Genomic DNA, 23,375 nt, shown 5'->3' with positions numbered 1-23,375 from the left:
CCTTCGCAGGGTCCGTCTGTACGATGCTCGGGCGTCCTCCTCACATACCTCGCCCACAACGGGGTGCCGGATCCCCCGCTCGCCATGTGGGCCGGGCACCCGAACGTGAAGACGACGAAGAAGTGGTACGTGAAGCCGGACGTGGCGGACCTGCTTCCAGCAGCGGAGGCATGGGGAGGTCTCGCAGGGGGCGTGTGACAGATCATGACAGATGAAGGTGTGACCCCGTGACCGAAGGCAAGATCGAAACGCTGCAATACCGCTTTGACGGGCCAGAACACCTACCAGGGCGCTGTCACGTTGTTGGGTGTGTGAGTGTCTGATGGCGCGTCGGGGCGTGGTGAGGGCCGGTGTTCAGGCCGCGGCAGGCAGGCCAGCGATGCCGGTGACCTGGTCCCAGATGGTGAAGCGGATGGTCATCTCGGCGCGGTATTCGGTGGCGGTCATCAGGTGGCGGCGGGGCCTGAAGTGGGGTGAGATGCCGCTGAACGCGGCCAGGAACCGCTGGCGGAAGCCCTTCATCGCGCGTTCGCGTTGCCGGGTGGGCTGGTGGGAGTTCTCCGCCCGGTTGTTGAGGTACTTCGACTGCCGGTGCGCGACGGAGGGCATGACCTCGCGGTGGGCCGCGCCGTAGGAACGGAGCTTGTCCGTGACGACCACCCGGGGCACCGCGCGCGTCTTCGTCAGCAGGCGGCGGAAGAACCGCCTGGCCGCGGCGGTGTCCCGGCGGTTCTGCACGAGAATGTCGAGGACGCTGCCGTCCTGGTCGACGGCCCGCCACAGGTACTTCTGCTCGCCGCTGATCTTGAGGAAGACCTCGTCCAGGTACCACTTGTCCCCAGGACGAGGCTGCCGGCGGCGCAGCGCGTTGGCGTAGTGCTGCCCGAACTTCGCGCACCAGCGGCGGACCGTCTCGTGGGAGACGAGCACGCCGCGCTCAAGCATGACCTCCTCCACCTCGCGGAAGCTGAGCGGAAAGCGGAAGTACAGCCACACGCAGTGGGAGATCACCTCCACCGGGTACCGGTGCCCCTTGTACGACGGTGGCGCGGACGACACGAGCGAATCCTCCCCGGCACGATCAACCACAAGATCATCCCAGGTCGGTCAGCCAACGTGACAACGCCGTCTCCGGGCCTCGAGCCCGACGATCCGGCGCCGGCGCCGTTGGCGGAGACCGGCTCCTGCATGATCGTGGTGGCCACGGACGCCCCGCTCGACGCCCGGCAGCTCACCCGTGTCGCGCGAAGGGCGGCGTTCACCCTCGCACACACGGGCGCGGCCTACGGCCACGGCAGCTGCGACTACGCCGTGGCCTTCGGCACCCGGCCGAACGCCGTCGCCTGCGCGGCCGACGCCGAACCGGGCCCGCTGTTCGAAGCGGTCTTCGACGGGGTGGAGGAGGCGGTGCTCGACTCGCTGCTCGCCGCGACGACGACCACCGGATTCCACGACCGGACCGTGCCGGCCCCGCGGCGCGCACGAGTACGCGGGCCCCGGCCGATCAAGTCCGTCGTCCCCACGCCATCGCCATGCCCGGCCCGAGTTCGGCGAGCCGCGGCGAGTCCAGGTATGCGAGAGCCTCCTCGATGACATCGGCGTCGACCTGCCCCGTCGCCTCGAGCGCCGGCCGCATACGACTCCAGGTCTCGGACCAGAACCGGGCCAGGGGACTGCCGGGGAGCAAGGGCGGACAGAACACTTCCGCGGCGACGTTCCGCAGGTCCTCCTCGCTCAGGAAGCGCGGATACGCCGGCACACCGGAGATGTCGGTGCCGATCGTCGTCCCAAGGGCCTGCCACATAGCGTCCATGGTGCGCCGGTATGCGGAGCGGGTGCCGAGAAGGTCGGGCAGTTCCACCGTGTCACCGAGCACCAGTGTTCCGCCGGGGTTCAGCCAGCCGGCCAGCCGGGAGACGATCCGCCGGCGGTCGGGCAGGTGCATCAGGACGAACCGGGCGTGGATCAGATCGAACGCCCCCGGTCTGAGGTGCTCGTCCGTGAGGTCCGCGGTGAGCACCCGCAGCCGGTGATCCCCGAGAGCGGCGAGTGCGTCGGTATCCCTGTCCAGGGCGACCACCTCTTCGACGCCCGCCTCCTCCAGCAGCCACCGCGCGACCGTTCCGGTCCCCGCGCCCACCTCGAGGCAGCGCAGACCCGGCCCCGCGCCCAGCATCCGCAGACGGTGTGTGGTGAAGGGGTCATACACCAGCGCACCGGCGTCGATGCGCGCGGCCTCGCCCGGGCGCTCCGGTTCGAAGAGATCCTCCCCGTACCGGCCGCCATCGGCGGGAGCGCCGTACGGGATTCGCGAGTCGATCATGACCGGACCTCCGTCGCCCCCGCGTTCCACCCGGAACCCGAGGTGCGACTGGTCCCGGAAGCCGCGGTGCCCGCGCGGCCGGACTTTCGCCTCCACGGTCTCACAGCCTGCGCGGGGCGGCGCGTGGGCGGCCGGCCCCGCCCTCCGGGCTCGGGCGGCACTACTGTCGACGCATGGGTGAAGCACCCAGGTGTTCCGTCGTCGTCGAGCGAACCGGCACCGGCCACTTCGTCGCCACCAACGCCCGTGGCGGCACGATCCACTTCGGTACCGCCTCCGGCGATGGCGGGAACGCCGAGTTCACTCCGGTCGAACTGCTGCTCGCCGCGATCGGTGGCTGCACGGCCGCGGACGTCGACGTGGCCACCGCCCGACACGCCGAGCCGGCCGAGTTCTCGGTCTCGGTGACCGGCGACAAGATCAGCGACGAGCTGGGCAACCGCATGACCGGCCTCGAGGTCACCTTCGCGGTCACCTTCCCGGACGGCGAGGGTGCGGACCGGGCCCGCGCGGTTCTTCCTCGCGCGGTGCAAACGTCTCATGACCGGCTCTGCACGGTCAGCCGCACGATCGAGATCGGTACACCCGTCAGGACGACCATCAGGGACGCCTGAGCGGGCTTCGTCGACACCGTGCGCCGGATCCCGCCCTACGAGCCCGTCCGAGGGGCCCGGGACCGCGGCCGGGGCGCGAAGGTTGCGCCGGCGCAGCAGCAGGGCGGGCGCCGCCACTGCCACGGCGACGGCCGCCGCGGCCAGAGCCCAGGGAACGCCGGACATCGCGTCCGCGCCCACGGCATGGTCCACCGACCAGGAACCCGGGCCGGTCATCGCCAGGGGCAGTGCCAGGGCCCCGTATCGGAATATCCCGCCCGCCGACGCCGTTGCACCCCCATGCCGGCATGCCCGAGTCAAAAGGATCGGGCGGTGGCGGAAGGAGCACCTCATGGCACGCAGCACAGCGCGGCCCGTCGTCAGGCTGAAGTCGGCAGCCGGTACGGGAGTCACCTACGTGACCCGTAAGAACCGTCTGAACGACCCCGACCAGCTCGTCCTGCGCAAGTACGATCCGGTCGCCGGAGAGCACGTCCTCTTCCGCGAAGAACGATGACACCCGCCTCCCTCGCCCTCGTGCAGCCCCGCGGAAGGAGACCGTGATGAAGGTACGCAAGTCCTTGCGCTCGCTGAAGTCCAGGCCCGGCGCCCAGGTGGTGCGCCGACGGGGCGTGACCTTCGTGATCAACAAGAAGGATCCGCGGTTCAAGGCCCGCCAGGGCTGACCAGCCACCGCACCACCCGGACGGCCCGGTACCGCGCCCGGTCGACGCGCGCCTGGCCAGGATGGAGCCCCACGCCCAGTCGGGGCGAGCGGACGTCCAGGAGGCGGAGATGGCGGTGGACCGGGTCGGCATGGTCGTACACGGCGGACGTCCCGAGGCCGCGGAGGCGGCCCGCACGGTCCGTGCATGGTGCGCCGAACATGCCGTCGCCTGCAAGGACATCGACGTGTGGAACGACGGCGAACGGCGCAGCGCCCGGCAGGAAGTGGCGGCGGCCGGCGACCCCGGCCTCGTCGTCACCCTCGGCGGGGACGGCACCTTTCTGCGCGGGGCCCGGCTCGCGGCCGCCATCGACGCGCTGGTCCTCGGTGTCGACCTCGGCCGCGTGGGTTTCCTGACCGAGGTGCCCATGACCATGGTGCGTACGGCGCTGGACGCCGTGCACGACGACCGGCTCGACGTGGAGCAGCGCATGCTGCTGACCATGCGTGCCTCGTGCCGCCTGGAGGTGCCCTCGGACATCGAGGCGCTCATGAGCTACGGCCGAGGCCCGCTCCTGCCCCCGACCAGCGTGCGCTCCGACTGCGAGACGGGCGGCGAGTGGGGCATCCCGCTGGACGTGACCGCCCTCAACGACGTCGTACTGGAGAAGCTCGCCAGGGACCGGCAGATCTCGGTCGGGGTCTACATCGCGGGCCGGCTGTTGGCCTCGTACTCCGCCGACGCGCTGCTGGTGGCCACGCCGACGGGATCGACCGCCTACAGCTTTGCCGCCGGCGGCCCCGTGGTCTCGCCGGGCACCGAGGCACTGGTCTTCACACCGGTGGCACCGCACATGACGTTCAACCGGTCGGTCGTCGCCGCCCCGGACGAGCCCGTCGGGCTGCGGGTGCTCGAGCGCTCGGGCCGCGCCGCCGTCAGCATCGACGGCCAGCTCCGCGGCGTGATCGGCCCCGGTGACTGGATCGGCGTCTACGCCGCACCGCGCAGGCTGCGTGCCGTACGGCTCGGCCCGATGGACTTCTACGGCCGCCTCCGTGACCGTATGAACCTCACCGACGCGCCTGCCGCGGTCGCCGACGGCACGCCCGCACCGCTCTGGCCGGTCCGCAGTGCGCCGCCGGGAGACCTGGCGCACCTCGCCATGCCGGACGACCCGACGGCATCCGGGTGACGGGGTCCGTCACTCCCTACCCCACCTGGGAACCTCCCGCGCCCCCGGGGACGCGGCACTCGGTGCGGACTGTCGGCGGAGCAGGCCCATCAGCGTCAGGGAGCCCGGCCCGAAGAAGGGCGCTGTCACGTTGTTGAGGGTGTGAGCGCCTGACGGTGTGTCGGGTGTGCTGGAGCCGGGTTCCGGCTCCGTGCTCAGGCCGTGGCCGGCAGGCCGGCGACGCCGGTGACCTGGTCCCAGATGGTGAAGCGGATGGTCATCTCGGTGCGGTAGCCGGGGGCGGTCATCAGGTGGCAGCGGGGCCGGAAGTGCGGTGAGATGCCGCTGAACGCGGCCAGGAACCGTTGGGCCCCACCGGTACTGCGGAAGCCTTTCATGGCGCGTTCGCGCTGCCTCGTCGGCTGGTGGCTGTTCTCTGCCCGGTTGTTCAGGCCCTGGTGCGAGCGGTGTTCCACGGAGGGCATGACCTCGCGGTGGGCCGCGCCGTAGGAGCGGAGCTTGTCGGTGACGATCACCCTCGGCACCGTGCGGGTCTTCTTCAGTAGCCTGCGGAAGAAGCGCCGGGCCGCGGCCTTGTCCCGGCGGGACTGGACCAGGATGTCGAGCACGTTGCCGTCGGCGTCGACGGCCCGCCACAGGTACTTCCGTTCCCCGTTGATCTTGAGGAAGACCTCGTCCAGGTGCCACTTGTCCCCGGGCCGCGGCCGACGGCGGCGCAGTCCGTTCGCATAGGCCTGGCCGAACTTCATACACCAGCGGCGGACCGTCTCATGGGAGACGATGACGCCGCGCTGCAGCATCAGCTCCTCCACTTCACGGAAACTGAGCGGGAAACGGAAGGACAGCCACACGCAGGGGGAGATGATCTCCACCGGGTACCGGTGGCCCTTGTGCGACGGCGGCGCGGACGACACGAACGACTCCCTCCACGGCACGACCAACTCCAAGATCATCCCAGGCCGGTCAGCCAACGTGACAACGCCTATCAGCGGGAGCTGACCGGGGAGGTACGCGCGCGTGTGGGCGGTACCTGAGACGGCGGCTTGTCGCTGTCTCGGACAATCGGGATGTTCCGCGGGGGCCGCGAGCCCTGGCCGTCGTTGGGGGTCGGCCAGGCGGCAGCGCCCGCCGAGCCGCTACGCTCTCGTCCTCCGCGCCGCATCGAGCAGCGAGGCCCAGTCGGGCAGCTTGACCACGTTCCGGCCCAGCGAGGCGCCGAGTTCCGCCTCGGCCCGTTCGATCGCCCGCCACCCGGCCCACTCGACCGGCTCGATCTCCTCGGTACGCAGCGCCACCAGCGGATCCCCGGGCACGTCCCGGCGGACCAGCGCGGCCGTGTCCGCCAGCAGGGAGGCCACCGTCTCCTTGGCGCACGGCCGGTTCGTACCGATGACACCCGTCGGGCCCCGCTTGATCCAGCCCGCCACGTACTCGCCCGGCGCCACGGCACCCTCCCGCAGCACCCGCCCGGCCAGATGTGGCACCGTGCCGCCCGAGGCGTCGAACGGCAGACCCTCCAGCGCCACTCCGCGGTACCCCACCGAACGCAGCACCAGTTGCGCCTCGATGTCCTCGTACGCTCCCGTGCCCGTCACGCCACCGTGCCCGTCCGGCACCGTCCGCTCGAAGCGCACCGCGCCCACGCGGCCGTCCCGGGCGAGCAGTTCGACCGGGCGGAGGAAGAAACGCAGCCGGATCCGCCGCCGGGCACTCGGTGCGGGGGTCTCGGCCCAGCCGCGCAGCACCTCCACGTTGCGGCGCTGCGGGGCGGGCAGCCCGGAGGGATCGGCGTAGGCCGGATCCTGCGCCAACTCGGCCCGGTCCACGGCGATCCCGGTGTCCGGCAGGATGCCCAGCTCGCGCAGTTCCTTGGTGGTGAAGCGGGCTTGGGACGGACCGCGCCGGCCCACCATGGCGATGTCCGTCACCCGGCTCACCCCGAGCGCGGTCAGGGCGGCGTGCGGCACATCGGTCGGGCTCAGCTCCGGCACCCCCCGGGCCAGCATCCGTGTGACGTCCACGGCGACGTTCCCCACGCCGATGACCACGGCCGACCTGACCCCGCGAAGGAACCCGTCGTCGGTGGGGGTGCCTCCCTGCCCGGGGGAGTCCGGGTGGGCGCTGTACCAGGACACGAACTCGGTCGCCGACCAGCTCCCCGGCAGGTCCTCACCGGGGATGCCCAGCCGCCGGTCGGTGGCGGCGCCCACGCAGTACACCACCGCGTGGTACAACTCCCGCAGCCGGGCGACCGACACTCCTGAGGGGCCGACCGCCACCCCGCCGAGGAAGCGCACCCGCTCGTGCTCCAAGACCGCGCGGAGGTTGTTCTGCAGCGACTTGATCTTCTCGTGGTCCGGTGCCACGCCGTAGCGGACCAGCCCGTACGGGCACGGCAGTCGGTCCAGGACGTCGACGCGCACCTGGGCGTCCTGCTGGACCAGACTCTGTGCGGTGTAGCACCCGCTCGGTCCGGAACCTACGACGGCGACACGCAGCACGGCTGAACTCCTCACCCCACGGACCGACAGGAGATCGCTGCTGTCTCCAGCATCGCACCACCGGTGCTCCGCTGACAGGGTGCCGTCCGCCACGAGGGGTGCGTGTTCGCTCGCCTGGAAAGTGACCACACGCTTACGTTGCGTGTGCGCTTGAGGCTGCCCTTGCCGAAATCCTCGTCCTGGCAGGTTCAGGCGGCATGCTCGTACTCGTGGAGAAGGCCGCCGAGGCGATCGCGTCGTCGTACCCCGAGGCAGGCGATCTGGTCCGGATCGGCGATCGGCGGGGCAACGGGTACAACGGGCGGGCGTTCGCGATGGCGCTGTCACGTTGGCTGACAGGGTGGGAGGATCCTCGGGCTGATCATGGTGGAGGGGGTCATCCGTGGAGGGCATGTCGCCGTTGTACAAGGGGCACCGGTATCCGGTCGAGATCATCTCCCACTGCGTGTGGCTGTACTTCCGCTTCCCGCTGTCGTTCCGGGAGGTCGAGGAGCTGATGCTGGAGCGCGGCATGATCGTCTCGTACGAGACGGTCCGCCGCTGGTGCGCGAAGTTCGGTCAGCAGTACGCCAACGGCCTGCGCCGCCGGCAGCCCCGGCCCGGCGACAAGTGGCATCTGGGCGAGGTCTTCATCAAGATCAACGGTGAGCGGAAATACCTGTGGCGGGCTGTCGACCAGGACGGGATGGTGCTGGACATCCTGGTGCAGAGCCGCCGGGACACGGCTGCGGCCAAGCGCTTCTTCCGCACGCTGCTGACGAAGACGGGCTGGGTGCCGCGGGTGATCGTCACGGACAAGCTCTGCTCCTACGGCGCGGCCCACCGCGAGGTCATGCCCTCCGTCGAGCACCGTTCCCACAAGGGCCTGAACAACCGGGCCGAGAACAGCCACCAGCCCACCCGGCAGCGCGAACGGGCGATGAAAGGCTTTCGCAGTGTGGGCGCCGCGCAGCGGTTCCTGGCCGCGTTCAGCGGCATCTCACCCCACTTCCGGCCCCGCCGCCACCCGATGACCGGCACCCAACACCGCGCCGAGATGACCGTCCGCTTCGCCCTCTGGGAGCAGGTCACCGGCGTCACCGGCCGACCTGCCGCGGCCTGAGCCCAGGGCCGGCACCCGGCCCCACCACACCTCGACACACCGTCAGACACCCACACACCCAAACAACGTGACAACGCCCTGGGACGCAGTCGAGGGGCGAGCGCCGATGCCTCGGACGGCGGTGACACTGGGCTTGGAGTTCATCGACGCGGATGTCGAGACCGGCACGGTCGAACCCGCGTTCGCGGCAACGGAGGATTTCGCCAACCCCGCGGGCAATGTGCTCGGCGCCTTCGTCGCCGCGATGCTCTATGACACGGTCGGGCCCGCGCTGCTGGCAACGCTTGGGCCCGACCAGTTCCAAACGACTCTGCGGTTCGACGTCAGCTTCTTGCGGCCGGCCCGGCCGGGTCGTCGGCAGAGGACGTGTCGTCCGGCGTGATGAGGATATGGCGTACCTGGCGGCTTTGCTCCTTGATTCCGATGAGGCGGTGATCGCTACGGCGACCGCCACGGCGCGCGTGATCCCTCTGGGCTGCGCACGAACCGCGGCGTAAGGCATCAGGTCAGGGAGGCCAAAAGATCATTCCATCATCGGCCTTCCGAGCCTGCGGCTGCCAGGATGCGGTCCACTACGCCGCTGATGTCCGGCGCAACGATGTCGGGCTGTGGGCCCAGTGGGCTCAGCACCGCCCCCGGTCGGCTGACGAAGGCCGCCTTGCATCCCGCGCTGAGGGCTCCAGTGACGTCCCACGAGTGAGCGGCCACCAACCGCACGTCCCCGGGCCCGATGCCGAAGGCGTCGGCGACGCTGAGGTAGGGCTCGGGCGCGGGTTTGAGGCGGCGCACGCTGTCGGCCGAGATCACACGGTCGAACAGGTCACGGATCCCCGCGTTCCGCAGCTGTGCCTCCCCCACCCTCTCGACGGAGTTGGTCAGCGTCACGACCCGCAAGGGCGAGTCCGCCAGTCTCGCCAGTGCTGCCGGGACCTCGGGATGCGGAGGCAGCGAGCTCATCAGCTCCACCGTCCGTGCCGCTTCCTCATCCGTGAGCGGCACTCCCTCGCGGCGCGCGAGCATGTTTAGTGCCGCACGCTGGGCCGTTGTGTAGTCCACGTACGAGCCGGTCAGGCCCCCTACAAACACAAGCTGCAGCATGAGCGTGAACCACTGCTGGCGCACCGCCGCCGAGCCGAACAGTTCCTGGAACGGCTTGTCGAGAGCACGCAGATCGAGCAGCGTCTCGTTCACGTCGAAGGCGATCACTTCGGCCATGGAATCCTCTCCTGCGCCGGGATTCACGTCGGACGGGCAGAGCCGGGGCGGGGCGGCCGCGGACCTCCCGGATGCCGCTCCGCGCCGGCCCGGCGACCGGACGGATGGGCCGACGCCCGGGCCCGGCGTCGAGGGTCGTGCGGAAGCCGACCGACTCTCGAGAAGGAGAAAGCACAGCCGGTCGATCGTACGGTCAGGTTCAGGAGAATGCCGAGTGCCGGTCCGAGAGCAGCGCGCAATCCTCGACAGGGGCAGCGCTCAAACCGTTATCCCGTAAGGTCTGCCCGTCTTCCATGCTGCATGCCCGTTCCCATATCCGCCATTGGTCGGTGTGATCGTTTATCGGTGGGGCCGCCCCAGAACTTGTGGGTGACCGTGGCGCCCGGGAGTCGTTGCGCTGGTCATGGATGACTACGAGCGGCACTGTCACGTTGGCTGATGGCGCGGGATGATTTTCGGGTTGGTCATGCTGGGGGGAGTCGTCCGTGGAGAGTGCGTCACCGTCGTACAAGGGGCACCGGTACCCGGTGGAGGTGATCGCGCACTGCGTGTGGCTGTACTTCCGCTTTCCGCTCAGCTTCCGCTCAGCTTCCGCTCAGCTTCCGCTCAGCTTCCGCGAGGTGGAGGAGGTCATGCTTGAGCGCGGCGTGCTCGTCTCCCACGAGACGGTCCGCCGCTGGTGCGCGAAGTTCGGGCAGCACTACGCCAACGCGCTGCGCCGCCGGCAGCCTCGTCCTGGGGACAAGTGGTACCTGGACGAGGTCTTCCTCAAGATCAGCGGCGAGCAGAAGTACCTGTGGCGGGCCGTCGACCAGGACGGCAGCGTCCTCGACATTCTCGTGCAGAACCGCCGGGACACCGCCGCGGCCAGGCGGTTCTTCCGCCGCCTGCTGACGAAGACGCGCGCGGTGCCCCGGGTGGTCGTCACGGACAAGCTCCGTTCCTACGGCGCGGCCCACCGCGAGGTCATGCCCTCCGTCGAGCACCGGCAGTCGAAGTACCTCAACAACCGGGCGGAGAACTCCCGCCAGCCCACCCGGCAACGCGAACGCGCGATGAAGGGCTTCCGCAGCGTGGGTGGAGCCCAGCGGTTCCTGGCCGCGTTCAGCGGCATCTCACCCCACTTCAGGCCCCGCCGCCACCTGATGACCGCCCCCGGCTACCGCGCCGAGATGACCACGTGTTTCGTGATCTGGGACCAGGTCACCGGCATCGCTGGCCTGCCTGCCGCGGCCTGAGCACGAAAGCCGGAACCCGGCCCCACCACACCCCGACACACTGCCAGGCACTCACACACCCAACAACATGACAACGCCGCTCCGGGTCTGATGGAGGCTCTGATGTGCCCCGGCTTACGTGGAGTCGAGTTGCTGGACTCTAGGCGAGCGAGGGAGTTGCCCTCAGCTCGAACTCGATGGGTGGGAGCATGCCGAGCGCGACCGAGTGGGTTGTCGACACCTGCGGAGTCAAACTGATTTGATTACGGCAACGCGCGCGTCGGCGTGACCGGCTGCCGCCGCGATGGGCGACTGGAGCCGCCGCACTGCTTCCAGATGGTCGCCGGTCCAGATGATGCGGATGCCGGTCCCCGCCGCCCGCCCGTCCGCATCACGCAGGTCCCGGCGGACCGCCTCGACCAGCCGGGCGTTGTGCTCCCGGTCGGACTCCAGAGGCTCCGGCACCGGCCCTTCGCTCTCCAGCCCCTCGGCCAGGGTCTCGTACCACCGGAAGACCCGTTCCGCCATGACCAGCAGCTCCCTCTGCGCGGCGGCGCGGTCCTCGAGCGGTCGGCCGCCCGGGGCCCGCCGCCACAGCTCCAGGACCGCGTCGGCGGCCAGACGGAGCCCTACGACACCGGTGATCAGAGTCGTCGTCTCGCACAACGAGACGTCCTTTGCTCCGCGCTCGGCCAGGTAGGTCCTGAAGGCGTCGTCCAGTCGGCGCGCCGCGGCCGCCGCCCGGCGGCCCTCCTGCGGGCGCTCGATGGTTTCGGGCCTGAAAGTACAGCAGGACGCCGCATAGCCCACTGCCCCGAGCACATAGCGCGCGCTGTCGACATACGCCTCCGCCAACGTCCTGGCGAGGGCGGCGGACGCGCCGCGCGGCCAGAAGAGCAGGCCGACGACTAGGCTCACCGCACAGCCGAGCGCGATGTCCTCGATACGGAACAGGACGACCGACAGGCCCGCTGGCTGGGCGATGTCGAACAGGATCACCAGGGCAAGCGTGAAGGCCGCCTGCCCGGCGGCGAACGAGATCACGGCCGGGACGACGCCCGCGGCCATCACTGCGACGGGCAGCAGGATCCACAGCACGGTCGTGTTGTGTCCGATGAGCAGGAGCAGACCGGCGCCCAGGACCGAGCCGACCAGGGTGCCGCCGAGGGCGCGGAAGACGTTCTGCCCGGTGCTGAGAGCGTTGGACCGCAGCACCGACAGGATGCCCAGCGTGATCCAGAAGCCGTGCTGGACGCCGGTCACGTCGGCCAGTGCGATGCCGAGGCCCAGGCCGATGGCGCCGCGGATGCTGTTGTGCAGCCATACGGAGTGCGGCTCGACATGTGCGGCGGCGCGTTCCGTGGCGCTGGTCAGGCGACCGGTAGGGGATCCGGGCTCGCGGCCGAGCAGGCGGTCCGGCCAGCTGCGGTGATCGGCGGTCCGGGCGATGTCGACGTTCCGGGCGATCTGCAGGACGACGAAGGCCACCTCCTGAGCCCGGAAGGTGACGTCGAGGCTGTCGACCAAGGTGTCGAGGCCACGCCTGCCACCGGAGCCGCCGTCCGGCATCGGCAGCCGGTTGACCGCCCCGTCCTCCAGCGCGGTCAATGCATGACGGAGCTCCTCCACCCCGGCGCGCAGGCGGTCCGGCGTGATGCGCGGATCATCGAGCATCTCCGCCGCCAGTTCCAGTACGGCGGCAGCGGCCCTGCGCACCACTGAGGACTGCCGGGTACCCGTCGAACCGTCCTCGACGGCGGGGGCGGCCTCCGCGAGGATCGCGCTCAGCCAGGTCAGCTCGTCGACCAGGCGGACCAGTGCCCGGGACCCGGTGGACAGGCTGGTGGGCCGGTAGGGGGTGGCGGTGAACGCCTGCCGCAGCTTCTGTGTGCTCGACCTGGTCTCCTGGGCGCAGGCACGGCACTCCCCGAAGGCGGGACCGGCGGCACGGCCCGTGAAGTAGTCCGCATCGGTGCGCAACTGCACCGCCGCAGCTCGGCAGACCCGAGCCGCCGGCGCGCTGAGCGGATCGGCCTGCGTTCTCGCCCACAATAGCCAGACCGCGATCAGGGACGTCCCGGCCGCCAGCACCACGCCGATCAGCCGGTCGGGCAGCTGGGCCAGGGGAGCGGGCGAAGATACCGGCAGGATGAACGCCAACAGCAGCGACGTCGTGGCGCCGGCCAGGACTGAGCTGACCACGCCCGAGAAGAGCACGACGAAGCCCACCACCAGCGTCGCAGCAGTCGCGATCCAGACCGACCGCGACGCGAGGGTGCCCAGTGAGACCAGCACCAGCCAGGCCGCGCCGAGCGCCGCATGCGCGCGCAGCCGCTGCACCACGGGGCCGGTGTATTCGACCAGCAAGAGCATCGCGAACGCGCCGAACGCGGCGAAGGTGCCCGTGACCGGCGCGTGGAAGACTTGGGTGCACAGCGCGAAGAGGGACGGCATCACCACCGCGGTCCTGGCCGCCCGCCGCATGGCGGCGAGGCCCGGATCCCGGCGGCGCAACCACGCGGTGAACTGACGCATCTGAATCATCGCAATCCGCCTCGGTGAGGTGGTGGCACGGCAACCAAGCAGTGTCTTCCATCCATCCTGAGCCGCGATGTGCCGCAGTAGGGCGAGGACCTCGGGGCGACGCCACAGGCAGCGGCCACGGAGTGTCCGTCTTGATGGACGGACAGGGCGCCGGCGGCAGAGTGGTAAATGAGACGGGTGCCGTTGTCGGCCGTCTGCTCGACTTTGCAGCGGGTCGTGATCTTGGTGCGGGGTGCTCTATGCCGCTGCGGCTTCCCAGGCGCGGATGACCGCCGCGATTTCCTCGCGGCTGGGTCGACCTGCGGGGTTGCGAATATGACGGGCGGTGATGATCGTCCGGTGGAGCTTGACGACCATGTCGCTGAACGCCGGGGTCGTCTTGGTCGTGTACCACGGTTGGTGTGTCCGGCGGTCGGTGATCTCGACTTTGCGGCGAATCGCGCTCATGAACCGTTATCGACTCATTACACAGGGTGCAAGTCGCAGTATTCGGGTATGAATCGTACCTCGGAGCCGACTCGCCGTGTCGGATCACGCAAGGCGTTGACCTGCATGATCACGATTTGCCGCAAAGTCGAGCGGTGATGTCGGCGGGGGGCGTTGTTACGTTGTTGGGTGCGTGACTGTCTGGTGGCGCGTCGGGACGTGGTGGGCCCGCGGCCCGGGCCTGTGTTCAGGCCGTGGTGGGCAGGTTGGCAGCGCCCCTCGGCCGCATGCCCACGGCGAGAGGATCATTGGCAGCATCCGGCGCGAGATGCTCGACCGCGTCCTGATCATGAACGGGGCCCACGCCCGCCACGTCCGGGCCGCCCACCCACGGCACTTCACCGCGTACCGCCCTCACCGGGCCCGTCGCCGACTACCCCCTGACGCCGAGGAACGGTCCGACGTCGCAGTGCACGCCCGCGAGGTCCGCCGGGTGCTGCGGACCCGGCTCCTCGGCGGCGTGATCAGCGAGTACCGCTGCACCGCTTGACCGGCGACGATGACTTCTCGAGCGGCACAACATGCCTCCGGCGCGGCGCAGCTCCGCCGTCCGGCCCACCTGAACCAGGTCCCCCTTCGCGGCGGGATGCCGCCGGGCGCCTGTGCGTGGCAGCCACGTGGCGGCCACGCACAGGCGCCCGGCAGCGCACTTCCAACTCCTCACCAGCTGAGTGCTGTTGTCCGGCCACACGCATCACGCTGCGGACTGGCGTCCGGCCCGGCCGGTGCCACCGCGTCGGGTGAGGGAGTCAGGCCTGCGCCGGCACCTTCTCGGTGTTCGCGGTCTCCGCGGCGCCGGCCGTCTCGGCGGCCGGGGACGCTTCTGCGGCTGCGTCGTCCGCGGCGGGCGCGGGCTCGGTCACGGCGGTGTACAGCACGGTGTTCTTCTGCTTGGTCCGCTCGACGCGGCTCTTGGCGACCAGCCGCTCCAGGGTGTTGCGCACGGTGTTGATGTCACGGGCCCGTTCGGGGTACTCCCGCTCCAGGTCGCCGGTGACCTCGCCCGCGGTGCGCGGCTGCCCGGCGTGCTTGCCGAGGACGGTCAACAGCAGCTCACCCAGGGACGGTTCACCGGCCTTGGCCGCCGGTGCCTGCTTCGCCGTCTTCTTCATCCCCGGCTTTTTCGCCGTGGCCTTCTTGGCCGTGGTCTTCTTCGCGGGTGCCTCGGCCGGCTGGTCCTGCCGCTGCTGGGGCACGGCCGCGGAAGCCTCAACATCGGTCGCTTCGGACGGCTCGGCCGACTCGGTCGCTTCGGTCGGCTCGGTGGGCCCGGACGTGTTGTCCTGCGGCGGTGCCGGCTCGCCCTCGGGCGCCTGGGCGCCGGCACCGGCCTCGGCCGGGGCGGACACCGTCTCCAGCGCCTTGATCAGCCAGGCTTCGTCCGCCTCGAGTTGCTCAAGACGCTTGCGCAGACGGGCCTGTTCCTCCCGGTTGGCCGCGAGGTGGTCGGCGAACTGGGCCGCGTACTGGCTCTGCAGGCTCTGGGTGGTGGGCTCTTCCGGCTCAGCGGCCACGCGGCACGCTCCTTCATACGGGGGTTGTTGCTGCCGGATGCTACCCACCCAAACGGGACCGTCGCCGCTGTCCCGGGCACACACCACCCTTGCGGACAGCCGCCCACGGCCTGCCGCACCTCCCGGCACCGGTCCGCCGGAAGGGGCACCGGACGCGAGACCACCTCATCGTCTCCCGCTTCACGGTCCGCCCGGAGCCGGCCCGCACAGACGCCCTGCCCGCGCAGGCGACACTGCCGTGACCGCCGGTACGCGCCGTTTCGTGCCGCTGCGACGCACAGCGGGGAAGGGAGTGCCGTGGGCGACGGCTTCACCACCGACGACATCACGGCCGTGCGGCGCAGGGGAGAGCTGCCCGCCTTCCTACGCTTCCGCATCAGCCGCCCTGGCCGGACCCGGTCATGGCACACACACCGCGCGGCGGGCCACCGGCCCGGGGCCTGGCCGTTCTCCACCGCCACTGCCGGTCGCCACCCTCCCGCGACCGTCCGGCTTGATGTCCCGGTGCGAGATATCCCGCTCGGCCGGCCCGGCCAGAGTGCCGGCCACCTGGCGGAGCGCCCCACCACCTCACGCAGCTCGGCCGGCCGCCCATCAGGGCTGAGAACATCGGGCAGTTTCACGGCCTTCGGCATGACGAATTACTGCGGTGGATCGCCCGGGCCGGCGTCGAGCACCGGCACGGCACCCGCGACCTGGCCCCGGGGCAGCTGCTGCATGCGCCGCACCTCCTCCGGGAAGCGCTGTCGCGTGGTGCCATTGACCTTGCCGTTCCTGCTCGGCCGCGGTGACTTGCACGCCTTCCGTACCCTTCTCATGCCGCACGAAGTGGACGTGCCCGAAGTTCTTCACAGCCTGGACAACACGCCAAGGGCCCAGGAGAGGCGAGCAGTTGCAGACATGCCAGGCAGGGTGGAGCAGCAGTGACACCGCCCGCGGCCCCTTCATCCAGTCGCTGTCCGAAGCCCGTGGAGAGCCCTGCCCGGGCCCGCCCGGCGGAACACCCGCCCATCCCGGTGCGCCCTCTCCCGGGACAGCGCCCGACATCCATCGATGCCTGCTACCGGCCACCGAGCGGGTAGCCCGTAGTGGACCGACACCCCTCGAGCAACCAGAACGGACGGCCGTGACGACCGCCTACAGCGAACCCTCCACCGAGCGCGTCCCCGGACGGGCCTGGACCGTCCGGATCACCGGCCACAGCGACCGCTCCGCCACCGTCTCCTGCAGCAGTCCCGTTCCTTATCGAGCATATAGTTGATGGATCATCAGCAACAAGGAGTGGGGGCATCCGTGGAGATCACCGTTCAGTGCAGCAGTGATGGAGCGGAGGGAGAACTGCGCTCCCTGGAGCAGTGGTTGAATGCCGATCCCGGTGTGCGACGTCATGTTCAGGCCGTGCCGGGGACAGCCGGGCCCGCGGTACCCGGGCAGCAGGGTGATGTCATCGACATCGTCTCTCTCCTGCTCAGTGGTGGCTTCAGCGCGGCCTCACTTGCTGTGTCGATTGCTTCCTGGCGCGCCACGCGGCCACAGCCCCCTACCTTGATCGTCGAACGGCCCGATGGTGTGAAGGTGGAAATTGCCGGTCACTCTTCCGCCGAAGCCGAAGAGATCATGCGTCGCGTACTCGCCGAATGAGCACGAATGGGTGGAACACGGGTGCTATGGCGGTGAGCGGGCAGGCGTCGACAGTCCCAGAAGGTTTAGAACTGCCTGATCCAGCCAGGACACGGATTGTGCTTGCCGGAGCCAGCGAGTTCACGGAGCTGGACGATCTGCCAGCTGTGCGCGGCAACCTCCTTGCCTTGGCAGACTTCTTCAAGGCCGCCTGGCGACTGCCGCCGGAGCACTGCACGGCCCTGTCCAATCCGATTATTCCCCGTGACCTGTCGAGAGCTGTCCAGCAAGCTGTGAGCGAGGCAACTGACACTCTGCTGCTCTACTACGCGGGACACGGCCTGATCGACCCAAGGACGGGCCAGCTGCATCTGGCCGTTGAAAGTACGGAGCGATCGTCTGTGCACGATTCCGCGGTGCCGTACGAATGGATTCGATGGGAGATTGAGAAGAGCCGAGCGGCTCGCCGGATTGTCGTCCTCGACTGCTGCTACAGCGCGCGTGCCTTTGGTGTCCAGTCGGACGCCGCCGCCTTGGAGGTAGATGGAACATTCCTCCTGGCAGCAGCAGCTGAGACAGCTGTCGCGCTGTCACCGCCGGGCGAGCCTCTCACTGCATTTACCGGAGAGTTGATCACCGTGCTGCGAGACGGTGTGCCGAGCGGACCGCCCTTCCTCGACCTCGACACCGTCTTCGCCCGACTAAGCACACGCCTGGCGACCCGGGACCGGCCACGGCCGCACCGGCTGTGCCGTAACCGTCTCGGTCAGGTTCCATTCGTTCGAAATCCGGCGTTTGTGCCACTGGCCACCACTTCCCCCGTCTCTGAACTGACCCCGCCCCAAACGTTTCTGGCCGATGTGGCGATCGCCGACCTCTACACCGCTCGGTCGCTGGCCGAAACTCTTCAGGCCGTCGCTGATGGCATCGTCAATGGCTTCGGCTTCAAATGCGCCCTGGTGAACCTGGTGCGGCCCGACGGCGATCTCGTCGTCGCGGCCATGGCAGGCGACAGCGAGGCAGAGATGTTGTTGACCGGGCGGGTTGGCGCACGATTCGCGTGGGACCAGCGTCTATCGATGGGTGAGGACTGGGACGGACTGCGTTTCATCTCTCACAGCGATAGCGAAGGGCTCTCGGAGGACGGTGTCCCCGAATGGATCGATGACGCCCCCAACCCGACCACGGCCGGTGAGTGGCATCCTGAGGACCGACTGTACGCGTCCATGTTCACCAGTGGGCCACCCGGCGGAAACCAGGGCGAGTTGATCGGTGTGATATCCCTCTGCCGACCGCGCGAAGGCCGATTGCCCGATCGGGCTGCACGAGAGGCCGTGCGCGCGTACGCCTTCCACGCTGGCGTTGCCGTCACCAATGCGCGCCTCAGAGCGAACATGCAGCGGGCTCTGGTCCGGCTGGAGCGCGAGCAGAAGGTCCTTCGAGCCAACGAAGAGTCGTTGCGACAGATCTTTGAGTACGCACCGTCTGGGATCGCCGTGACGGAGATGGGCGGAGACGAGTACGGCCGGATCCTCCGTGTCAACGACGCACTGTGCCGTCTGCTGGGCCGTCCTGCCTCAGCGATGCGCCGTTACTCTCTCGCTGATTTTGTGCATCCGGATGACATCGGGACACTGCTACGGATGCCTGCCGAGGGTGGCAGGGCCGAGCTGCGGCTCGCACGTCGGGATGGGACGTTCATCCCGGTGACCATGCGCACCTCGGTTATCGCCGACCCAGACAATGGCCCCCGAGCGCTCCTAGCCCATGTGAATAACGTTTAGTGCTGTGACCGGGAAGGTTCGCCGGGAAGGTGGTGCAATCTGACGGCTGGTCGTAGAAGATCTGCCGTATGAGCGACAGCGGATTTTCGTTGCGGACAGCCACAGGCGACGACGCGGAGTTCCTCGCGGACATGCTGGTAGCCGCTGTGAACTGGGACCCCGCTCGGCAGCAGGTCAGCCGTGAGCAGGTCCTGGGAGACCGCCAGACGGCCCACTACGTCGAGGGTTGGCCCCGGGCAGGTGATCTTGGGGCGGTCGCCGTCGACGCTGGCGGGCAGCCGATCGGCGCCGTGTGGCTCCGCCTGTTCAGCGCCAACGATCCCGGCTACGGGCGTTGTCACGTTGTTGGGTGTGTGGGTGTCTGACGGCGTGTCGAGGTGTGGTGGGGCCGGGTGCCGGCCCTGGGCTCAGGCCGCGGCAGGCCAGCCGGTGACGCCGGTGACCTGCTCCCAGAGGGCGAAGCGGACGGTCATCTCGGCGCGGTGTTGGGTGCCGGTCATCGGGTGGCGGCGGGGCCGGAAGTGGGGTGAGATGCCGCTGAACGCGGCCAGGAACCGCTGCGCGGCGCCCACACTGCGAAAGCCTTTCATCGCCCGTTCGCGCTGCCGGGTGGGCTGGTGGCTGTTCTCGGCCCGGTTGTTCAAGCCCTTGTGGGAACGGTGCTCGACGGAGGGCATGACCTCGCGGTGGGCCGCGCCGTAGGAGCAGAGCTTGTCCGTGACGATCACCCGCGGCACCCAGCCCGTCTTCTTCAACAGGCGGCGGAAGAAGCGCTTGGCCGCAGCCGTGTCCCGGCGGCTCTGCACCAGGATGTCCAGCACCATCCCGTCCTGGTCGACAGCCCGCCACAGGTATTTCCGCTCACCGTTGATCCTGATGAAGACCTCGCCCAGATGCCACTTGTCGCCGGGCCGGGGCTGTCGGCGGCGCAGGCCGTTGGCGTACTGCTGACCGAACTTCAGGCACCAGCGCCGGACCGTCTCGTACGAGACGATCATGCCGCGCTCCAGCATCAGCTCCTCGACCTCCCGGAACGACAGCGGGAAGCGGAAGTACAGCCACACGCAGTGCGAGATCACCTCGACCGGATACCGGTGCCCCCTGTACGACGGCGCACTGTCCACGGGCGGTCCCCCTCCACCATGACCAACCCGAAGATCATCCCACCCGGACAGCCAACGTGACAGCACCCTGGCTGGAGAAAGCGAGACCCCGTTGCCGCACCTGACGCTGGCATCCCCGACGACGACGCCGGCTGCAGCATGCGCGCCGAGGTGCCGCTGATCGTGGCCGGGAACCACCCGGCCATCGGGCTGGATCGCCCGTGGCCACCCTCAGCCCCGCGCCGTGTGGGGAGGCCCCGGGGCCGCCGCGGGGGTGTCAGCGCCCCGGGCTATCCTTCCCGGCACCGCACACCGACCGTGAGGATCATCAGCAGTGACCGGCCTGTCCGCCTTCCCGCTTCCCTTCCAGAGCACCCGTTCCCCGGCGTTCACGACGCCCCGGACGTTGCGGGAGCTGCAGATGGTGCAGTGCAGTTCGCACCTGCGCGCCAAGCCCGCGTGGTTCGACAAAATGAACGACGCCGACATCGCCGCCCGGTGGACGCAGGAGGCGATGGCGCAGGGCATGACCGAAGCTCAGGTGCGCTACGTCCTCGCCGAGCTGGAGCACTACGCCGCCTTGCGGGACGCGCGCACCGGCATCGAAGTCTCCGCGGTCGACGGCGTCTGGCAGTCGGACACCCTCGTCAACGAGCAGCTCAGGACCCGGCTGCGCGAGGCGGTCCGGGTCCTTGAAGAGGCCCCCGAAGTGGCGCGGGACTGGCACCCCGGATCCGACGGCCAGGTGCTGGACCTCGTCCATCCCTCCCTGTTCTGTCTGGTGAGGGAGGCGAGCGGAGGTCCCGAGCAGGCGTGGCAGAACCCGACGAACCACTACGCGAAGTACGAGTTCTCGGAGCGGTTCCAGTGGCTGCCCACGGACGCCGACGTCAGCGAAGACGGAGCCGTCGCCTTCCGCTCGTACGTCAACAACGTCCACCCCGAAGAGCACCGCGCACTGGAGTCCGTCCTGCCGGACCTGTTCGCGCGCCTGCGCCCGCTGTTCGAGAACGTGCTCACCGATCTGCGGCACCCGCGGCCCCTGCGGATCAAGGCCGACCCCTACAGCTGGTACGACTCCGAGCCGGAGTACCCGCACAAGTCGTCCTACCCCGACAACGATGTTTACTTGGAGGCCCGCGCCGCCTGGGACGAGGCGTACGAGGAGTGGTTCGAGAACCGCCACCCGATCGTCCCGGACGCCCCGGAGTTCAGCCCGCCCGCCCTGCCCGACGCCTCCGCCCGCATCGACCTGCGCGGCCGCCGCCTCCAGGTCATCGTCAAGCTGGCCACCGTCCACCTCACCCCGGACCAGCCCGAGTACGCCGGCGGTTCCTGGCACGTCGAGGGCATGCTGAACGAGCGGATCGTCTCGACCGGCATCTACTACTGGGACAGCGAGAACATCACCGAGAGCCGGCTGGGATTCCGCGCCGCCCTCGACGACCCGCACTACGAACAGAACGACGACACCGGGCTGCGCGAGGTCTACGGCCTCGAAGACGAGGATGCCCTGAACCAGGCGCTGGGCGCGGTACCGACCCCGGAGGGCCGCTGCCTGGCCTTTCCCAACGTCCTCCAGCACCGCGTGGACGCCTTCCGCCTCGCGGACCCGACCCGCCCGGGCCACCGCAAGATCCTCGTGTTCTTCCTCGTCGACCCGACGCAGCGGATCGTCTCGACCTCGGACGTACCGCCGCAGCAGCCCTGGTCCGACACCGCGACCATGACGCTGGAGCAGGCCAAGACGTACCGCGAGGAGCTCATGCAGGAAAGGAAGTTCTTCGTCGACGAACACAACGAGCAGCTCTACGAACGCGAGTTCTCCCTCTGCGAGCACTGAACCACTACGGCGGGGGCGCGGTACTGAGAACCCGTCTCCCCATCCGAAGTCGACGTCGTACGCATGCTGGAGTGCCAGAGCGGCCAGCTTTCCGGGTTGGGATTTTTTCGAGGGCGCGGACGCCGCTGACCTGGACCAGCAGGCCCGGGACCGCTTCGCGTCCGCCGCCGTTCCTGTCCCCGAGGCGGTCGCCAGGGAGTCGTGCGCCTGACCGACGAGCGCCGCTTCGACGTCCCCGTTGTGGTTGTCTGTCCCGAGTTCACCCCCACCCAGGCCGAGAAGTGGATCGCCGCCGGTGAGAGTCCTGAGCTCGCCCGCGCTACCCACCTTGAGTACGTGGAACTCGACTCGGGCCACTGGCCGATGGCCACCCGCCCCCGCGAACTCGCCCGCGTCGTGGCAAAGGCTGCCAACTCCTAGCGGCGCCCGGGTTGGGTGGTCAGGCCGCGGTCGGCAGGGGTCTGCCGCCCCGGCGGAGGCCCTTCTCGCTGCGGATGCGGGCACGCTCCTTGCGTTCGGCGGCCAAGACGTCGCGGTGGCGGGCGTTGGTGTTGCGCCATCGCAAGTAGGCGTGCGGAGCCCGGGTCTGCACGGTGTGGTTAGGGTGGTGGGAGTTGGCGACGGTGAACTGTCGCAACGGCCCGAAGTGCGCCTCGATGGGGTTCGCCCACGAGGCGTAGGTCGGGGTGAAGCACAACTCGACCTTGTTCTTCCTTGCCCAACGGCGGATGTCGGCGCCCTTGTGGGCGGACAGGTTGTCCAGGATCACGTAGATCGGGGCGCCGTCCGGGCGGGCGGCCCGGATCGACTTCAGCGCGGCCAGGGTGTTCGCGGCGCCCTTCTTCCTACGGTTGACGCCCCACAACGTGTCGTCGCCAACCGAGTAACAGCCGTGGAAGTAGCGCACCCCGTGAGTGCGGTGGTAGGTCGCAGGATGCCGCTCGGGCCGGCCCTGCTCGGCCCAGCACGACCCGGCGGTGGGGCGAATCCCGAGCGGCCCGAACTCATCGAACGCGAACATTCGGTCCGGGAAACGCTCCAGCACCTCCTCGATCCGGTCCAGCTTGGCGTCGCGCTCCGGGTCGGGCGACTCCTTCCACGTCTTGGTCCGCTGGAACGTGATGCCGCGGCGGGCGAGCAGGCACCGTAACGCCTCTCGTCCGATCCTGATCACACGGCCGTGGACTTTCCGCAGGTAGGCGGCGAGTTTGCGGATGGACCAGCGGGTGAAGGGCTGACCGAGCTTGGTCGGGCGGGTAGTGGCCGTCGCCACGACGAAGTCCTCGTCGTCAGGGCTGAGCAGGCTGGGGGTGCCCCCGGGCGGAGCCTGGGGGAGGACGGCCTCCCGCCCACCGAGGGTCCAGGCAGGCCAGGCCGATCTCGTTGAACCGATGGATCAGGTCCCGGACGGTGTCCTCGTCGGCCTGGACCAGCTGGGCGATCACCGGCACCCGGTTGCCGCCGACTGAGGCCAGCAGCATCATCGCGCGCCGGTATCGCACCGAACTGGTGCTACCCCGGCGCACGATCTGCTGCAGCTTCTGCCCCTCCTGGTCGGTCAACCTGCGCACACGGACAGGCTCGGCTACCGCACCTCCAGCAGTCGGATCGGACGTCACCGCACATCCAACCGCCACGACCACCAACCCGGCGAACCTATGCGGTCACAG

At 69.4% G+C, this 23,375-nt stretch carries 22 protein-coding genes and 4 pseudogenes; 15 read left to right on the top strand and 11 right to left on the bottom strand.

The window, feature by feature from the left end:
• Positions 1–354: 354 nt before the first annotated feature.
• The gene (locus tag OHB56_RS05030; RefSeq protein WP_406351840.1) at positions 355–1,059 is read right to left on the bottom strand and encodes an IS6 family transposase; all 705 of its coding nucleotides are present in this window, start codon (positions 1,057–1,059) and stop codon (positions 355–357) included.
• Between OHB56_RS05030 and OHB56_RS05025 the strand changes: the two genes are divergently transcribed.
• Positions 1,000–1,593, top strand: a complete 594-nt coding sequence (locus OHB56_RS05025; RefSeq protein ID WP_406351838.1) for a P1 family peptidase — start codon at positions 1,000–1,002, stop codon at positions 1,591–1,593. The genes OHB56_RS05030 and OHB56_RS05025 overlap by 60 nt on opposite strands.
• Here OHB56_RS05025 and OHB56_RS05020 read toward each other — a convergent pair.
• Positions 1,505–2,323: a methyltransferase gene (locus OHB56_RS05020; protein ID WP_326756342.1), complete on the bottom strand. Its 819-nt coding sequence runs from the start codon at positions 2,321–2,323 to the stop codon at positions 1,505–1,507. The two genes, OHB56_RS05025 and OHB56_RS05020, sit on opposite strands and share 89 nt — an antisense overlap.
• Positions 2,324–2,496: 173 nt before the next feature.
• On the opposite strand from OHB56_RS05020, the gene OHB56_RS05015 reads away from it, so the two are divergent.
• The 4 genes from OHB56_RS05015 to OHB56_RS05000 all read left to right on the top strand — a co-directional run bounded on the left by OHB56_RS05015 (position 2,497) and on the right by OHB56_RS05000 (position 4,776).
• Positions 2,497–2,937, top strand: coding sequence for an OsmC family protein (locus OHB56_RS05015; protein WP_326756343.1), 441 nt, complete (start codon positions 2,497–2,499; stop codon positions 2,935–2,937).
• A gap of 331 nt (positions 2,938–3,268) precedes the next feature.
• Complete coding sequence (gene rpmG / locus OHB56_RS05010) at positions 3,269–3,433, top strand: 50S ribosomal protein L33 (protein WP_109383499.1); 165 nt, start codon at positions 3,269–3,271, stop codon at positions 3,431–3,433.
• Positions 3,434–3,479: 46 nt separating this feature from the next.
• Entirely contained in the window at positions 3,480–3,602 is a 123-nt protein-coding gene (gene ykgO / locus OHB56_RS05005) for a type B 50S ribosomal protein L36 (protein WP_019525784.1), read from the top strand.
• A 109-nt stretch (positions 3,603–3,711) separates the two neighbouring features.
• Positions 3,712–4,776 (top strand): NAD(+)/NADH kinase, encoded by a 1,065-nt coding sequence (locus OHB56_RS05000; protein WP_326757261.1) that lies wholly within the window; start codon positions 3,712–3,714, stop codon positions 4,774–4,776.
• A gap of 194 nt (positions 4,777–4,970) precedes the next feature.
• Here OHB56_RS05000 and OHB56_RS04995 read toward each other — a convergent pair whose 3' ends face one another.
• Positions 4,971–5,729 (bottom strand): IS6 family transposase, encoded by a 759-nt coding sequence (locus OHB56_RS04995; RefSeq protein WP_326756344.1) that lies wholly within the window; start codon positions 5,727–5,729, stop codon positions 4,971–4,973.
• 183 nt (positions 5,730–5,912) lie between these two features.
• Positions 5,913–7,277: an FAD-dependent oxidoreductase gene (locus OHB56_RS04990; protein ID WP_406351834.1), complete on the bottom strand. Its 1,365-nt coding sequence runs from the start codon at positions 7,275–7,277 to the stop codon at positions 5,913–5,915.
• A gap of 391 nt (positions 7,278–7,668) precedes the next feature.
• On the opposite strand from OHB56_RS04990, the gene OHB56_RS04985 reads away from it, so the two are divergent.
• The gene (locus OHB56_RS04985; protein WP_406351832.1) at positions 7,669–8,379 is read left to right on the top strand and encodes an IS6 family transposase; all 711 of its coding nucleotides are present in this window, start codon (positions 7,669–7,671) and stop codon (positions 8,377–8,379) included.
• Positions 8,380–8,512: 133 nt separating this feature from the next.
• The gene (locus OHB56_RS04980; RefSeq protein ID WP_326756347.1) at positions 8,513–8,761 is read left to right on the top strand and encodes a hypothetical protein; all 249 of its coding nucleotides are present in this window, start codon (positions 8,513–8,515) and stop codon (positions 8,759–8,761) included.
• Positions 8,762–8,910: 149 nt separating this feature from the next.
• Here the strand turns inward: OHB56_RS04980 and OHB56_RS04975 are convergent, their stop codons facing one another.
• Positions 8,911–9,594 (bottom strand): haloacid dehalogenase type II, encoded by a 684-nt coding sequence (locus OHB56_RS04975; RefSeq protein WP_406351830.1) that lies wholly within the window; start codon positions 9,592–9,594, stop codon positions 8,911–8,913.
• Positions 9,595–10,079: 485 nt separating this feature from the next.
• Here OHB56_RS04975 and OHB56_RS04970 point away from each other — a divergent pair, with 485 nt between their 5' ends.
• Positions 10,080–10,832, top strand: a complete 753-nt coding sequence (locus OHB56_RS04970; protein WP_406351828.1) for an IS6 family transposase — start codon at positions 10,080–10,082, stop codon at positions 10,830–10,832.
• Positions 10,833–11,060: 228 nt separating this feature from the next.
• On the opposite strand, the gene OHB56_RS04965 is transcribed toward OHB56_RS04970, so the two are convergent.
• Positions 11,061–13,355: an FUSC family protein gene (locus OHB56_RS04965; protein ID WP_326756349.1), complete on the bottom strand. Its 2,295-nt coding sequence runs from the start codon at positions 13,353–13,355 to the stop codon at positions 11,061–11,063.
• Positions 13,356–13,592: 237 nt separating this feature from the next.
• A complete protein-coding gene (locus OHB56_RS04960; protein WP_326756350.1) occupies positions 13,593–13,802 on the bottom strand; it encodes a hypothetical protein in 210 nt (69 codons plus the stop codon).
• A gap of 307 nt (positions 13,803–14,109) precedes the next feature.
• Between OHB56_RS04960 and OHB56_RS04955 the strand changes: the two genes are divergently transcribed.
• Positions 14,110–14,331, top strand: a complete 222-nt coding sequence (locus tag OHB56_RS04955; RefSeq protein ID WP_406351826.1) for a hypothetical protein — start codon at positions 14,110–14,112, stop codon at positions 14,329–14,331.
• Positions 14,332–14,590: 259 nt separating this feature from the next.
• Here the strand turns inward: OHB56_RS04955 and OHB56_RS04950 are convergent, their stop codons facing one another.
• Together OHB56_RS04950 and OHB56_RS04945 are read right to left on the bottom strand one after the other, a co-directional pair.
• The gene (locus OHB56_RS04950; protein ID WP_406351824.1) at positions 14,591–15,355 is read right to left on the bottom strand and encodes a BlaI/MecI/CopY family transcriptional regulator; all 765 of its coding nucleotides are present in this window, start codon (positions 15,353–15,355) and stop codon (positions 14,591–14,593) included.
• 641 nt (positions 15,356–15,996) lie between these two features.
• Positions 15,997–16,173: a hypothetical protein gene (locus tag OHB56_RS04945; protein WP_326756353.1), complete on the bottom strand. Its 177-nt coding sequence runs from the start codon at positions 16,171–16,173 to the stop codon at positions 15,997–15,999.
• A 475-nt stretch (positions 16,174–16,648) separates the two neighbouring features.
• Here OHB56_RS04945 and OHB56_RS04940 point away from each other — a divergent pair, with 475 nt between their 5' ends.
• The 4 genes and pseudogenes from OHB56_RS04940 (at position 16,649) to OHB56_RS04925 (ending at position 19,124) form a co-directional block, all read left to right on the top strand.
• On the top strand, positions 16,649–16,996 hold the full coding sequence (locus OHB56_RS04940) for an effector-associated constant component EACC1 (protein WP_406351823.1): 348 nt from the start codon (positions 16,649–16,651) through the stop codon (positions 16,994–16,996).
• Positions 16,993–17,688, top strand: a pseudogene (locus OHB56_RS04935) (caspase, EACC1-associated type); the annotation flags it as partial. The gene OHB56_RS04940 and the pseudogene OHB56_RS04935, both read left to right, overlap by 4 nt.
• Before the next feature lie 117 nt (positions 17,689–17,805).
• Positions 17,806–18,756, top strand: a pseudogene (locus OHB56_RS04930) (PAS domain S-box protein); the annotation flags it as partial.
• Positions 18,757–18,827: 71 nt separating this feature from the next.
• Positions 18,828–19,124, top strand: coding sequence for a hypothetical protein (locus OHB56_RS04925; protein WP_326756356.1), 297 nt, complete (start codon positions 18,828–18,830; stop codon positions 19,122–19,124).
• A gap of 42 nt (positions 19,125–19,166) precedes the next feature.
• On the opposite strand, the gene OHB56_RS04920 is transcribed toward OHB56_RS04925, so the two are convergent.
• Positions 19,167–19,883 (bottom strand): IS6 family transposase, encoded by a 717-nt coding sequence (locus tag OHB56_RS04920; protein ID WP_406351821.1) that lies wholly within the window; start codon positions 19,881–19,883, stop codon positions 19,167–19,169.
• A 313-nt stretch (positions 19,884–20,196) separates the two neighbouring features.
• Between OHB56_RS04920 and OHB56_RS04915 the strand changes: the two genes are divergently transcribed.
• Both OHB56_RS04915 and OHB56_RS04910 read left to right on the top strand, forming a co-directional pair.
• A complete protein-coding gene (locus tag OHB56_RS04915) occupies positions 20,197–21,705 on the top strand; it encodes a DUF4246 domain-containing protein (RefSeq protein ID WP_406351819.1) in 1,509 nt (502 codons plus the stop codon).
• Between the two features lie 88 nt (positions 21,706–21,793).
• Positions 21,794–22,125: pseudogene (locus OHB56_RS04910) on the top strand (alpha/beta hydrolase); the annotation flags it as partial.
• Between the two features lie 19 nt (positions 22,126–22,144).
• On the opposite strand, the pseudogene OHB56_RS04905 reads toward OHB56_RS04910, so the two are convergent.
• Positions 22,145–23,324, bottom strand: a pseudogene (locus OHB56_RS04905) (IS630 family transposase).
• Positions 23,325–23,375 lie beyond the last annotated feature (51 nt).

The organism is Streptomyces sp. NBC_01635, from assembly GCF_045209715.1.
Lineage (GTDB): Bacteria > Actinomycetota > Actinomycetes > Streptomycetales > Streptomycetaceae > Streptomyces > Streptomyces hirsutus.
This window is presented reverse-complemented; position numbering and strand designations above follow the sequence as displayed.